Raw genomic sequence first — 13,009 nt, 5'->3', positions numbered from 1 at the left:
TGCGCAGCGCCAGCCTGTCATCTGCAGGCGTGCGCAGACTTTATGCGTGTGAGTTGCGGATGGTGGCACCGGCGTCGCAGCGCGGCGCGCCCACCTACAATGCGCGTCGTCCGCCGTTTCGGAGAGCCTTATGAGCCGCATCGTCCCCGCCCGACAGCGTCTGATTTTTGCGCTGGATGTCTCGACCGCGCGCGAGGCGCATGCGTGGATCGAGCGCCTGGGCGACAGCGTCGCCTTCTACAAGATCGGGCTGGAGTTGCTGACCTCGGGCGACTACTTCCGCGTCCTCGACTATCTCGCCGAGCAGGACAAGCGGATCTTCGTGGATCTCAAGTTTCACGACGTGCCGGCGACCGTTGGGCACGCCGTACGCGGACTGGCCCGCTTCCCGGTCGATTTCTGCACCATCCATGGCCAGCAGCCGGCGATGATGCGCGCCGCGGCCGAGGCCGCCGGGGCCGCCGGGGCGATGAAGATCCTCGCGGTCACCGTGCTCACCTCGATGGATGCGGGTGATCTCAGCGCCGATGGCATCACCCGTTCGCCGGCAGAACAGGTGTTGACGCGCGCGCAGGCGGCACAGGCGGCTGGATGTCACGGGGTGATCGCCTCTGGACAGGAGGCCGCGAGCCTGCGGGCGGCGCGCGGCAAGGATTTCCTGATCGTCTGCCCGGGCATTCGCCCCAACGGTCCTGGCGGCGATGACCAGAAGCGCACGGTGGGTGTTGCGGCGGCTTTCGCCAACGGCGCGGACTACATCGTGGTGGGGCGGCCGATCCGTCAGGCGGCGGATCCCCGATTGGCCGCGGACGCCTTGGTCGACGAAATCGAGGCGGCGGTGCCGGCTGCATGAGTGGGGGCGTGACAAAAAGGCCTGTATTTTCAGCTTGATGCAAAACACAGCTCAGGTATTGCATCAAGTGCTTGCATGGTCTAGTCTTGCGCTCGCCAACTGACGGTTCCAAAGCCATCAGCGAGCACCCTGCAGAGCGACCGCGCACGCGGCGCCAAAAAAATACAACACTGGCGGCATCAGCCAGTTTGACGGGAGCCCTCAGTGGCTCCCGTTTTGTTTGCGCCTGAGGTGATCACGCGGGCCGCCGCTCAGCACTCCACGCCCCCGGCGATGCGCAGGTCGGTGGGCGTCTCCAGCGCCGTGCCGATGGCGATCCCCAGGCCCTTGCTCAGCGTCCCCAGCGCCATGCTGGCCGCGCCGGCATGGCGGCAGGCCTGCTCGGGCAAGTAGGGAATGTGGATGAAGCCCCCGCGCACCTGTGGCCGCCGCTGGGCGAGGTGATGCATCAGCGCGAAGAACACCGCATTGCAGACGAAGGTGCCGGCTGACAGCGAGATCTCGGCCGGCACGCCGTGCTGGTTGAGGCTGGCGTGGATCGCCTTCACCGGCAGGCTGCTGAAGTAGGCCACGGGTGCAGCTTCGATCAGTGCGTGGTCGATCGGCTGGGCGCCGGCGTTGTCGGCGATCCGCGCATCGGCGAGGTTGATCGCCACGCGTTCGATCGACACCCGCGTCCGCCCGCCGGCTTGCCCGACGCAGATCACCAAGCGGGGATTCACCCGTTCGATCGCCTCGATCAGCGCGCGTGGGCCGGCCTCGAAGCACACCGGCAGCGCGGCAGGTTCCACCCGGTGACCGGCGATGCGCTCGCCGCTGAGCTCGTGCAGCACTTCCAGTGCGGGGTTGATCGCTTCGCCGCCGAAGGGCTCGAAGCCCGTCAGCAGCACCCGCGGCAGGCCCGCCATCAGTAGGTGGTGGCCAGCACCTGGGTGCTGACGGCGACAAAGTGGAATGCGCTGCCGGCCAGCACGAACAGATGCCAGATCGCGTGCGCGTAGGGCAGGGAATCGCGGTGGTAGAACACGGTGCCCAAGGTGTAGGCCAGGCCGCCGGCGAACAGCCAGATCAAGGTGCCGGCGCCCAGCTCCTGGCGCATCGGCTCGAACGCGATCACCACCAGCCAGCCCATGCCGATGTACATCAGGGTCGACAGACGTGGAAAGCGTCCGGTGAAGAACAGCTTGAAGATCACCCCCAGCACCGCCAGCACCCAGATCACCGCGAACAGGGTCCAGCCCCAGCCGTCGCGCAGGCCGAGCAGGGTGAACGGCGTGTAGGTGCCGGCGATCAGCAGAAAGATCGCGCAGTGGTCGAGAACCTTCAGCCGTGCCTTGAGCTGCTCATGGCGAGCGGCGTGATACAGGGTCGAGGCGATGTAGAGCAGCAGCAGGGTGGTAACGAAAATGATCGCGGCAGCCAGCTGCCAGCCATCGCCCCACAGTGCGGCGAGGGTGATCAGCACGGCGCCGGCAGCGGCGCTGGCGAACGCACCGATGCCGTGGGTGAAGGCGTTGAACAGCTCCTCGCGGTGCAGCGGGGTGGCGGTGTTCATGGCAATCCTATGCAGTGAGACGGAGCGCAGGGCGCTGGCGGAGTTTGTCACGCCTGCCGATGCGGCGCGCTAGCATGCTCGCCAGTTCAGCAAATACGGCTGCGCCGATGAATGCGATGCAGCAAACGTTCACCACCCTGCGCGTGTGTGTCAGCGATGGCGCCAGCGCAGATCTGCGCTTGGTTCATCCGGAGCAGCCGACGCGGGCGCTGTATCTGCTGCCCGCACTGGGCGTGGGCATCCGCCCGAACGAAGTCTTTGCTGCAGCGCTTGCCGAGCGCGGTGTTGCGGTCGCCATCCACGAGTGGCGTGGCCTCGGCAGCAGCAGCCTGCGCGCAGCACGCGACCGCGACTGGGGCTATCGCGAGCTGCTCGAAGGCGACATCCCGGCCGGTCTGCAGGCCGCGCGATCAGCGCTGCCCGGGCTGCAATGGTCGATTGCCGGGCACAGCCTTGGTGGCCAGCTGGCTCTGCTCAGCGCGGCGCTGCAGCCGAAGCTGTTCCAGCGCGTCCACCTGGTTGCCAGCGGCCTGCCGGACTGGCGCAGCTATCCGCGTTTGCATGGGCTTGGAATCTGGGCAGCGCTGCATCTGCTGCCGGCCACCGCAGTGGCCTTGGGCCATTACCCCGGTGAACGACTCGGATTCGCCGGCCGCGAGGCGCGCGGGTTGATGCGTGACTGGGCGCATAGCGGTCGGCAGGGCCGTTACCGCCTGCGCGGCAGCTCGTTCGATCCCGAGGCTGCGTTGACGGAGTTCCGTGGTGATGTGCAAGGCCTGCACCTGGCCTCCGATTGGCTGTGCCCGCGAGCATCCCTGGAGCAACTGGCGCGCAAGTCGCCGCGTGCGCAGTGGCGAATCGACACCCTTCATGACGCCGATTTCGCGCCGCGCCGTGCCGATCATTTCGGCTGGTTGAAGCAGCCGCAGGCGGTGGTCGAGCACCTGCTCGCGTCATACGCGCCACGGTCAGCAGGCGCGTGAAGGGGCTGTTAGACTCCGCCGCGACTGCAGTCATCCGGTGGTTTTCCGGGCGTCTGCCGCCCTGTTCGATTCGTTTCGCACCAGGGTCTCTCCTGATGGCTGGTGCTCGGGGCGCGCTGGCCTCGTAGTTCGGCTGCATCCCGGAGCGCCGAGGCATGCTCGCTTGTGGTTGTCCTGAGCGCGCCGAGCAAGCACTCGAAAATCCATAACGCTTTCTGAGCCCCACCCGCATGCACATCTTCGGCCTCGGCCTGCACGTACTGATCGCGCTCTACTTCGCCATCCATGCCCTGCGCACGGGCCGCGAGTTCTACTGGTTGTTCATCCTGTTCGCATTCCCGCTGCTGGGCAGTCTGGTCTATGGCTTGGGCGTGTGGCTGCCGGAGATGCGCGGCAGCCGCACGCTGCGCACGGTGCAGCGCACCGCCAGCGGGCTGCTGAACCCGGGCCGCGAGCTGCGCGAGGCGCGCCTGGCGCTGGAGCAGACGCCGAGTGCGGGCTCGCATCTACGATTGGCCGATGCTCTGCTGGCGGCAGGCCAAGCAGAGGCGTCCTTGTCGCACTACGCACAGGCGCGCCAGGGTGTGCAGGCGGATGAGCCCGAGATCGGCGTGCGCCATGCGCAGGCGCTGCTTGAATCGGGCGATGCAGCCGGCGCGCGCGAGTTGCTCGACGCGCTGATTCTGCGACGCCCGGATTTCCGCTCCGCGCGCGGGCATCTGGTGTATGCGCGAGCCGTCGCCGCCAGCGGTGATCGCGCCAAGGCGCGCGAAGAGTTCGAGGCGGTGATCCACGGCTTCGCCGGGCTGGAGGCGCGTGCTCGCTATGCCGAGGCCCTGCTGGACTGGGCTGAACTGAGCGAAGCCGCCAGCCTGGCCGAGGAATCGCTGAATTCGGCCCAGCGTATGCCGGCGCATGCGCGCGAGCTCAACGGCGAGTGGATTCGCCGCCTGAAGTTGGTGGCCGCGCGCGCGCGGCGGAGCTGAGCGCAATGTCGGCGTCGTGGACGGTGCAAACCACCCAGGACCCCAAGTTTCCGTTTCGCATCGTCATCGAACAGGGCGGCCGCACCCTGTTCGCGTTTCGCGCCAAGGCCGCCTGGCCGGGCGCCGGCACCCAGGTGTTCTGCCTGCGCGAGCGCGAGTCGCCGGTCGATGAGCTGCTGACGCCGATCGAGCAGGTCGCGGTGGCCCACCTGACCCGGCTCGGCCGCAAGATCTCGGTCACGCTCGACCGCGCCCAGCGAAAGCGCTGCGAATTCCTGATTCTGGAGAAGCCGCTGCGCGACGGCAGCGGCAGCTACGAGCAGGTGTTCTTCCGCACCGAGGCCGCCACCCGCAGCCACAAGAACGCCAAGAGCGTTGAGCTCAGCACCCGCGACGATTACGAAGTGGTGATCGACGCGCACGAGCGCTATCCCTGGCGCTTTCCGGGTGCGCAGGAGCAGCGCCGCAAGCTGCCGGTGGGCGACTACGGACTGATCTTCAATGAGCGCATCATCGCCGTGGTCGAGCGCAAGACGCTTGAAAACCTGCTGACCGATCTGGGCGAGTTGAAGGGCCTGCACCAGCAGTTGGCCGAACTCGCGAACTATCCGCATGCCGCGCTGGTGATCGAGGCGCAGTACGCCGATTTCGGCGATGCCGACAAGTCCGGTCGCTGGCCGGCGGCGCATCTGCTGCGGGTGTTGGCCGAACTGCCGGTGCTGTTTCCGAACGTGCAGTGCATCTTCGCCGGCAACCGCAAGTTGGCCAACATCTGGACCCAGCGCTGGTTCGCGGCGGTGCAGGGCGCACTGCGCCAGCCGCGTTTGCCGCAAGTAGCCGAAGCCACCGCGCACTACCGCGCCAGCCCCGCCGATGGTGGCCTCGATACGCGGATACGCCTGAGCGCACTGCAGGAACTGCCGGACGGCTTTCCGATCGCGCTGCTGCGGGCGCAGTTTCCGCAGCTGGCGCCGGCGCGCATCAAGCGTGTGCTGGACGGCCTGCGCAGCGAGGGCAAGCTGGTGATCGAAGGTCGCGGCAAGGGCGCGCGCTGGCGCCGGAGTTAGCCCGAGGCGCGCGCTTGTCGGGTCATCATGACCGCACTGTTTGCTTCGCGCCGAAGATCAACGCGCTTGCCGCATGTACTCAGCGCAGCTACAGCCCGAGCTGCACTTCGCCGCGCCAACCGTCCAGCGCATCCAGCCAGCTGAGCACTTCGGAATTCGTAGCGTGCTGCTGTCGAAGCGTGGCGATGAGCTCGGCATGGCCTTCAATGCTGTATTCGGATAGCCCGCTCTCCGGCGCCAGACGCTGGCGCAGATATTCGCGCCAGCGGTCCTGATCGGACAGCGAAAGCGTTTGCGGATAGTTGCGAGCGCGGTAGCGGAACAGCAAGGTCTTCAGCCTCGCATCGCGCAAACGCGGTTCGAAGTCGACCAGGCGCGCTGGCGCGGCGGCGCGAATCTGTTCGCACAGCGCACGATCGGCGTCCGGCAGAAAACCCGCATACAGGGCGGCATCGGCGTCCTCGCTGCCGAAGTCGCGTTCGCGCGCGAACACTGCCCGCACCTTGGCGGCGAGCCCCTCGGCTTCCAGCAGCTGGGCGTGACGCACTTCCGCCTGCGCCCGGTCGAGCTTCAGGCGCGCCAGCTCGGCATCGCTGACGTGGCGCAGCTCGACCAAGGCCGGGCTGCGGTTGGGGTGGATTTCCTTCAGCGCGATGCGCTGCTCGCCTTCAGGCAGATCGGCCTGGGCGACATAGAGCCGATCGGCGATGTCGTCGGGCTCAAGCTCCAAGAGCGGCTGGGGATCGGTGCCGAGATCGAAACAGATGATCCGCCCGGGCACCACCGGGTGCTCGGCAATCGGCGCCACGATCGCGGCGCAACCGTGCTCGGCGCTGAACATTCCGGACACGTGCAGCACCGGCTTCATCTGGGCGACGTCAAGCAGCCCGAGCGCGCGCTGCTTTTTGCGGAAACCGAAGTAGTAGTCCCACATCTTCGGCTGCGCACGCCGGAACAGTCGCGCGAGGTCAATCAAGGCCTCGACGTCGGAGAGCGCATCGTGGGCGCGGCTGTGGCCGAGCCCGTTGGCGCGCGCCAGGTGTTCGAGCTTGAAGCTGGGTAGGCCGTCCTCGCGCAGCGGCCACTCGATGCCCTCGGGACGCAGCGCATACAGCAGGCGCGACAGATCGAGCAGATCCCAGCGCGAGTTGCCGCGCGCGTACTCGCGCTGGTAAGGATCGAAGAAGTTCCGGTACAGGCCGTAACGGATGAACTCATCATCAAACCGCAGGCTGTTGTAGCCGACTCCGCAGGTCCCGGGCTCGGCCAGGGCGGCGTGAACGCGGGCCAGAAACTCGGGTTCCGGCAGGCCCTCGCTGTGCGCGCGCTGCGGGGTGATGCCGGTGATCAGGGTCGCCTCGGGCGAGGGCAGCAGGTCCAGCGCCGGCTGGCAATACAGCATCAGCGGCTCGTCGATCACTTCAAGCTCGGCATTGGTGCGCAGACCGGCGAACTGGGCAATCCGGCTTTGCCGCGGATTGCGGCCGAAGGTTTCGAGGTCGAACCAGAGGAAGCTGTCTTTCATTCGTTCGGGATTCGGGATTCGGGATTCGGGATTCGAAGCGGGCATGGGCGCGGTCGGGGCGATTGAAGCGCGCCGCCCGGCCAGCACCCTAGAAGATCAGCGCGAAGACGAACACGCCGAGCATCGCGAACGCAATCGCCACCTTCAGCACCGCGCCTACCACGAAGCCGATCCACGCGCCGACTCCGACATCGGTGGCGCGGCGCAGGGTGCTGCCGGCAATCAGTTCGCCCAGCAGCGCGCCCACAAAGGGCCCCAGCAGCAGGCCGAACAGGCCGAAGAACAAGCCCGCCACGGTGCCGATTGCAGCGCCAACCAAGGCCCACATGCTGGCACCCACGCGTTTGGCACCGAGCAGGCCGGCGACTAGGTCCGCCACGAGCGAGAGCACGGTGAGCACGCCGAGCAGGGTCAAGGTCGGCCAACCCAGTTGGCTGAAATCACCTACCCAAGCCGACAGCAGCATGCCGCCGAACATCAGCGGAATGCCGGGCAGGGCGGGAAGGACGGTACCGGCCAGGCCGACCACGATCAGCAGAACGGCGAGGGTGTGCAGCAAGGCTGGAACGTAGTTGGAGAACTCCACGCGCGGACATCCTGTGAGTGCGGAAACAGGGCGACAGGATGCAGGTTGCGGCGTCCGCGTGACAGCCAGCGGGGTGCACGGGTTCAGGTGGGCGCCTGTTCGCATGACCATGTCGGCCGTCGTCACATCCGTTCACACTGCTACACTCGCACGTCGCCGGTCAGGCACCGGCTTTCCCAGGGAGTAGACCGATGGAACCGAACGAGAACCCGCCACAGGCGCCGCACAACCCCTACGCTGCTCCGCAGGCGCGAGTTGCGGATGCTGCGCCTGTGACCGGTGAGCTGGCCTCGCGCTGGCTGCGCTTGGGTGGCGCCGTTATCGACACGATCATTCTGGTGATCGTGGTCATTCCGCTCGCGTTTGTGTTTGGTCTTGGTGCGGCGTTTACCGGGCAGGCGGTTGAGCCGGGACCGCTGATGCAGATCGGTTCGGTCGTGCTGGGTTTCGTCGTGTTTGTCGCGGTGCAGGGCTACTTCCTACACAGCTCTGGTCAGACCATCGCCAAGAAGCTTCTGAAGATGCGTATCGTCGACGAAAACGGCAACAAGCCTGAGTTCGTCAAGCTGCTCGGCTTGCGCTACGCAGTGTTCCAGTTCGCACAGCTGATTCCGTTCCTCGGCTACGTGGTCGGACTCGTCAACGTGCTGTTTATCTTCCGTGACGACCGTCGTTGCTTGCATGACCTCCTCGCCGGCACTCGCGTGGTGATGACCGACTGATCCTCGCAGCCAGTTCTGGCTCCTGACTGGGCGGCCGCGTGCATGCGCGGCCGCCCTTGTTCGTTCTGGGACGGCTTCGCGCGTGCAGACCCATCGGCGACTTTGGTTGAAGCACAGCGCGCGGGCTTGAACTCCTCAGGCGTCTGTGTCCTATTGCGATGCAACACGTCCGCCGAGCGCGGTGCTCGGGGGAGCACGCGAGCCGCGGCGCATGCAGATCGATGCAGAGCGCCGCAGTGGCTGAAGACGGACGGAAGCGGATCGGCCAAAGCACGCAGGGGGTGTGAGTGTTCTTCGATGAAATGCATGCGGGGCCGGAAGCGGATGCGCCGGTGCGGCCGCACTATCAGTTCTTCTCGGATTGGCTGCGCACCACGCCCGAGCCGCGCACTGCGCAGAAGCGTCGCGAGGCCGAGCTCGCGTTCCACCGGGTCGGCATCACCTTCACCGTCTACGGCGAGAAATCCGGCACCGAGCGGCTGATTCCGTTCGACATCATTCCGCGCATCATCCCGGCGCAGGAGTGGAAAATGCTGGACGCCGGGCTGCGCCAGCGGGTGCGCGCGCTGAACGCTTTTCTGAGCGACATCTACGGCGCCCAGCGCATTGTCGAAACCGGCCTGATTCCGCGCGAGCTGGTGTTGTTCAACGCCCAGTACCGCCCCGAAATGCGCGGCCTGAACCTGCCCGGCGGCATATACGCCCACATCGCCGGCATCGACATCGTGCGCGCCGGCGACGGCGAGTATTACGTGCTGGAGGACAACCTGCGCGTGCCTTCGGGCGTGTCCTACATGCTCGAGAACCGCAAGATGATGATGCGGCTGTTTCCGGAGCTGTTTGCGCGCCAGAGCATCGCCCCGGTCGAGGACTATCCCGATGCGCTGCTCGACATCCTGCGCTCGGTGGCCTCACCCGGCAGCGAGGAGCCCACGGTCGCGGTGCTCACGCCGGGCGCCTACAACTCGGCCTACTACGAGCACGCCTTTCTGGCCCAGCAGATGGGCGTCGAGCTGGTCGAAGGTCAGGACCTGATCGTCCGCGACGACACCGTCTACATGCGCACCACCCGCGGCCTGCAGCGCGTGCACATGATCTACCGGCGGGTTGATGACGACTTTCTCGACCCGGAAGTGTTCCGCAGCGATTCGATGCTGGGCGTGCCCGGGCTGATGCGTGCCTACCGCGCCGGTCGGGTCAACCTGGCCAATGCGATCGGCACCGGCGTTGCCGACGACAAGTCGATCTATCCCTATGTGCCGGAGATGATCCGCTTCTACCTCGATGAGGCGCCGATCCTGCACAACGTGCCGACCTATCGGCTGCGCGAGGCCGATGACCTCATGTACACGCTGGAACATCTGGCCGAACTGGTGGTGAAGGAAACCCAGGGCGCCGGCGGCTACGGCATGCTGGTGGGTCCGGCGTCAACCAAGCAGGAAATCGAGGATTTCCGTCAACGCATCCTCGCCAATCCGTCCGGCTACATCGCCCAGCCGACGCTGGCGCTGTCGACCTGTCCGACCTTCGTCGCCGCCGGCATCGCGCCGCGCCATGTGGACCTGCGTCCTTATGTGCTGTCCGGCGAAGAGGTGCGCATCGTGCCCGGCGGTTTGACCCGCGTCGCCCTGCGCGAGGGCTCGCTGGTGGTGAACTCGTCGCAGGGCGGCGGGACCAAGGACACCTGGGTTGTGGAGGCCGACTGATGCTGTGCCGAACTGCGAGTGACCTGCTGTGGATGGCGCGCCATATCGAGCGCGTCGACAACTGCGCGCGAATGATCGACTACGCCCACCGTGTCGCCCTGTTGCCGGATCGCCTGGAAAAGGGCCGCGCGCTGACCGAGTCCTGGGGCGCCGCGCTCGGCGCGCTCGGTTTCGAGGAAGACTACGCGCGTCGCTACGGCCGGCTGGATGAGCATTCGGTGCTGCAGTACCTGATCTTCGATGCCGACAACCCCGGCTCGATCTACGCCTGCCTGCACGGCGCGCGCGAGTCGGGTCGGGCCCAGCGCGGTGCGATCAGCGCCGAGATGTACGAGGACATCAACTCCAGCTGGCTGCGCGTGCGCGACTTCGACTGGGACCAGCTCAATGCCGAAGGTCTGCCGCAGTTTCTGGACTGGATGAAGCGCCGCGCCGCCGCCTTCCGCGGCATCACGCTCGGCACTCTGGTGCGCGACGAGGCCTACACCTTCTTGAGCCTTGGCACCTTTCTGGAGCGCGCCGACTACACCCTGCGCCTGCTTGATCTCTACTTCGGCGAAACCCGCCAGCGGCCCTCGCAGGAGGCCCACAGCGCGGTCGAGTACTACCGCTTGAGCGCCCTGCTGCAGGCGATCTCGGCGTTCGAGACCTACCGCAAGATCTACCGCGACACCATCACGCCAGCCCGCGTGGCCGAGATGCTGGTGCTGCGGCCGGACATGCCGCGATCGCTGGCGTCCTGCACGGCTGCCATCCATCGCAGTGTCGAAGGCCTCGGTCGCGGGCAGGCGCCCGAGCTGGTGCGCCAATGTGGGGCGCTGGCCTCCGAACTGCGCTATGGCCGCATGGACAGTCTGCTCGGGCAGGGCACCAGCCCGTTCCTGAAATCGGTGATGTCGCGGCTGTATGCGATCTCCGACGGCATCAACCGCCAGTTCATGATGTCGACCGACATCGTTGCGGCCTAGCGGCGGTGCGTTGGCGTACAGACCCGCGCGTCGCCGGTCGCTCAGTCTTCGAGCAGACGCGCAGCTGCGCGCTCTGCCCGCCGACGCTGGGGCCGCCGCGGTGCCGCCGCTACACTCCTCCGCCTCTACAGCAGCGCCTGAATCCATGACCTATTGCCTCGGCATGAACCTCGACGCCGGCATGGTGTTCGTTTCCGACTCGCGGACCAATGCGGGCGTCGACAACATCGGCAAGTTCGAGAAGATGCGCGTCTATGCGCGCAGCGGCGACCGCATGCTGGTCACCCTGTCGGCCGGCAATCTGTCGGTGACCCAGAACGTGCTCAGCCTGATCGAGCAGCGCGCCCGCGCGGGCGGCGCCAACAGCGTCTGGCATGTCGATTCGATGTACGACGTGGCCTGCCTGATCGGTGAAGCCATGCGCGAGATCCAGCGCCGCGATGGCGACTACATGCGCAAGAACAACATCGACGCCTCGGCCAGCTTCGTGCTCGGCGGGCAGATCCAGGGCGAGCCGCCGCGTTTGTTCATGGTCTACACCGAAGGCAACTTCATCGAGAGCTCGCACGACACCAGCTTCTTCCAGATCGGCGAGGTCAAGTACGGCAAGCCGATCCTCGACCGCGTGCTGGTGCCGGGCACACCGCTCGACGACGCGGTGAAATGCGCGCTGATCTCGTTCGACAGCACCATGCGCAGCAACATCTCGGTCGGCCCGCCGCTGGACGTGCTGGTTTACCGGAAGGACAGCTTCTCGATCGAACTGCAGAAGCGACTGGAAGAAGGCGACCCCTACCTGATCCTGATCCGCCAGCAGTGGGGCGAAGGGCTGCGGCGGGTCTTCTCTGGACTGAGCGGGCCGGAGTGGGCGTAAATGCGGCGCTGGACGGTCACAGGGCGCCAGACGGAAGTGCTGGGCTATCCGACGGCACTCCATTGAAGGGGAGGGGCGTGAAGCCGGTTGCCGTGCAGCCACAAGCGGCAACGGTCGCGCTTGGCGTGTGGCGGGCAGGACCCGATCATCGCGCCCCGCTCAACTGTCTGGCAAGCAGGTCTTGGTCTGCAGGCAGCAGCGACTGGCGACCACTCGATCTCTTGTGTCGGGCGATACCCGTTGCTCCTCGCAGCGGATGGGTTGGCCCAGCCATACGCCCTGGGCCGGCCTTGCGTGACAACTTTGGCGCGTTGGGCACAAGGCAATCGGGATTTTCCATGCCCCCTTCGCATCAGCAGGTGTGAACCATGCCGCGGCGTTCCAGATCGCTCAGCCGGCGCGGCAGCCGACGCCTGGTATCGCGCACCGTGATGATATCGATGCGCTCGGCGAAGGGCCGGTAGCTGATCCGCTGGCGGGACTCGATCAACTCGCGCAGTTCATTCTGCCGATACACCAGCACGATCCTTCCCGAGTGGGGGTGATGGGCCAACTGCGCCACCCGACGCGTGAGTCGATCCACGAGCTGGGTTGCATACTGCGGTTGCTCTTGCGCGGTGTGTGCATCGATCTGCTGTATCCGGCAGCCCGTTGTGCTCAGGTGTCGGGCTGCTGCCATGAGCGCCCTGTGCGGACCACTCTGAAGTGCTAGCAAGCACTGCGCTTGCCATCGATTTGGACTGGTGTTGGGCTGTGGTGCGGGCGGTGCTTCGACACGCTCGATCAGCCGGCGTACGGCGCGATAGCTGAGTGTCTTCAATCCCAAGGCTCGACGGCAGGCTTCTTGCAGTCGTGCGGCCGTGAAGTCGCGCGACATGCGCAGGATGCCCTGGGCGTTGCGTAGACCGTCGGGGTGGTCCTCGCGATAGCGCTCCCACAGGTGCTGTCGGGTCATCGCTTTGTGGCCGGCCAGCCCTACGCGCCTACACTCCACGAGACAGTGACGCAGCACGTTATCTCTCATTCTAGGGCGGCTTTGTTCGGAGACTCCCATGCCGAAGCCGTTGCGGGTTCGCCCGCCAGAAACATCTTCCGCCGTTGAAGTGCTGGCTCCTCGTACCAAGAGCCGACGCCAGTTCAATGCAGCCGTGAAGCAGCGCATCCTGACCGCCGCTGCGGCCTGT

Annotated in this window: 13 protein-coding genes; 8 read left to right on the top strand and 5 right to left on the bottom strand. The window is 66.3% G+C overall.

Annotation, left to right across the window (positions count from 1 at the left end):
- The first annotated feature begins 130 nt into the window (after positions 1–130).
- Positions 131–853, top strand: coding sequence for an orotidine-5'-phosphate decarboxylase (gene pyrF / locus ACIQ7H_RS08875; RefSeq protein ID WP_395790510.1), 723 nt, complete (start codon positions 131–133; stop codon positions 851–853).
- Positions 854–1,104: 251 nt separating this feature from the next.
- On the opposite strand, the gene pcp is transcribed toward pyrF, so the two are convergent.
- The gene (gene pcp / locus ACIQ7H_RS08870; RefSeq protein ID WP_395790508.1) at positions 1,105–1,761 is read right to left on the bottom strand and encodes a pyroglutamyl-peptidase I; all 657 of its coding nucleotides are present in this window, start codon (positions 1,759–1,761) and stop codon (positions 1,105–1,107) included.
- Positions 1,761–2,408 carry a hemolysin III family protein gene (locus ACIQ7H_RS08865; protein ID WP_395790506.1) on the bottom strand — a complete coding sequence of 216 codons (648 nt, stop codon included), beginning with the start codon at positions 2,406–2,408 and terminating at the stop codon, positions 1,761–1,763. Before ACIQ7H_RS08865 ends, pcp begins: the two co-directional genes overlap by 1 nt.
- 74 nt (positions 2,409–2,482) lie before the next feature.
- Between ACIQ7H_RS08865 and ACIQ7H_RS08860 the strand changes: the two genes are divergently transcribed.
- The 3 genes from ACIQ7H_RS08860 to ACIQ7H_RS08850 all read left to right on the top strand — a co-directional run bounded on the left by ACIQ7H_RS08860 (position 2,483) and on the right by ACIQ7H_RS08850 (position 5,444).
- Positions 2,483–3,391: an alpha/beta fold hydrolase gene (locus ACIQ7H_RS08860; RefSeq protein WP_395790504.1), complete on the top strand. Its 909-nt coding sequence runs from the start codon at positions 2,483–2,485 to the stop codon at positions 3,389–3,391.
- 230 nt (positions 3,392–3,621) lie between these two features.
- Positions 3,622–4,377, top strand: coding sequence for a hypothetical protein (locus ACIQ7H_RS08855; RefSeq protein WP_395790502.1), 756 nt, complete (start codon positions 3,622–3,624; stop codon positions 4,375–4,377).
- Between the two features lie 5 nt (positions 4,378–4,382).
- Complete coding sequence (locus ACIQ7H_RS08850) at positions 4,383–5,444, top strand: ERCC4 domain-containing protein (protein ID WP_395790500.1); 1,062 nt, start codon at positions 4,383–4,385, stop codon at positions 5,442–5,444.
- A gap of 88 nt (positions 5,445–5,532) precedes the next feature.
- On the opposite strand, the gene sbcB is transcribed toward ACIQ7H_RS08850, so the two are convergent.
- Together sbcB and ACIQ7H_RS08840 are read right to left on the bottom strand one after the other, a co-directional pair.
- Complete coding sequence (gene sbcB / locus ACIQ7H_RS08845) at positions 5,533–6,969, bottom strand: exodeoxyribonuclease I (RefSeq protein ID WP_395790498.1); 1,437 nt, start codon at positions 6,967–6,969, stop codon at positions 5,533–5,535.
- A gap of 88 nt (positions 6,970–7,057) precedes the next feature.
- Positions 7,058–7,555, bottom strand: coding sequence for a DUF456 domain-containing protein (locus tag ACIQ7H_RS08840; protein WP_395790496.1), 498 nt, complete (start codon positions 7,553–7,555; stop codon positions 7,058–7,060).
- Positions 7,556–7,746: 191 nt separating this feature from the next.
- On the opposite strand from ACIQ7H_RS08840, the gene ACIQ7H_RS08835 reads away from it, so the two are divergent.
- The 4 genes from ACIQ7H_RS08835 (at position 7,747) to ACIQ7H_RS08820 (ending at position 11,825) form a co-directional block, all read left to right on the top strand.
- Positions 7,747–8,277 carry an RDD family protein gene (locus ACIQ7H_RS08835; protein ID WP_395790494.1) on the top strand — a complete coding sequence of 177 codons (531 nt, stop codon included), beginning with the start codon at positions 7,747–7,749 and terminating at the stop codon, positions 8,275–8,277.
- A 302-nt stretch (positions 8,278–8,579) separates the two neighbouring features.
- Positions 8,580–9,983 (top strand): circularly permuted type 2 ATP-grasp protein, encoded by a 1,404-nt coding sequence (locus ACIQ7H_RS08830; RefSeq protein WP_395790597.1) that lies wholly within the window; start codon positions 8,580–8,582, stop codon positions 9,981–9,983.
- Positions 9,983–10,951 (top strand): alpha-E domain-containing protein, encoded by a 969-nt coding sequence (locus ACIQ7H_RS08825; RefSeq protein ID WP_395790492.1) that lies wholly within the window; start codon positions 9,983–9,985, stop codon positions 10,949–10,951. Before ACIQ7H_RS08830 ends, ACIQ7H_RS08825 begins: the two co-directional genes overlap by 1 nt.
- Before the next feature lie 145 nt (positions 10,952–11,096).
- Entirely contained in the window at positions 11,097–11,825 is a 729-nt protein-coding gene (locus ACIQ7H_RS08820; RefSeq protein WP_395790490.1) for a peptidase, read from the top strand.
- Positions 11,826–12,177: 352 nt separating this feature from the next.
- On the opposite strand, the gene ACIQ7H_RS08815 is transcribed toward ACIQ7H_RS08820, so the two are convergent.
- Entirely contained in the window at positions 12,178–12,849 is a 672-nt protein-coding gene (locus ACIQ7H_RS08815) for a type II toxin-antitoxin system RelE/ParE family toxin (RefSeq protein WP_395790488.1), read from the bottom strand.
- Positions 12,850–13,009: the final 160 nt, after the last annotated feature.

The sequence above is a fragment of the Aquimonas sp. genome (assembly GCF_044377145.1).
Classification (GTDB): Bacteria; Pseudomonadota; Gammaproteobacteria; order Xanthomonadales; family Xanthomonadaceae; genus Aquimonas.
This window is presented reverse-complemented; position numbering and strand designations above follow the sequence as displayed.